The sequence below is a fragment of the Streptomyces sp. NRRL F-2664 genome (assembly GCF_000719345.1).
GTDB lineage: Bacteria > Actinomycetota > Actinomycetes > Streptomycetales > Streptomycetaceae > Streptomyces.
Genome location: NZ_JOFX01000580.1, coordinates 1 through 243, shown reverse-complemented (window position 1 = coordinate 243; position 243 = coordinate 1). Strand labels below are relative to the sequence as shown.

At 72.4% G+C, this 243-nt stretch carries 1 protein-coding gene; it reads left to right on the top strand.

The window, feature by feature from the left end:
* Positions 1–243 (top strand): hypothetical protein (locus tag IF89_RS40295; protein WP_043195203.1); only part of this gene is annotated, 243 nt, incomplete at both ends.

Below are 243 nucleotides of genomic sequence, written 5' to 3'. Positions count from 1 at the left end.
GAGACCCTCGACGCGCTGGGCCGCCCGCTGCGGACCGCGGACAACTACCGCGACGGCGCCTACGCCAAAGAGCCCGACGCCGACGGCGCCCGGGTGCTGTCGGAGGCCGACTACTCCCAGTGGGCCCATTACAAGGTCACCACCACCGACCAGGCCGGCCGCAGAACCGTTGCCTCCACCGACCCGTGGGGCCACACCAGCAGTGTGACCGGCCCCGACGGCACCACCGTCAAGACGGCCTCC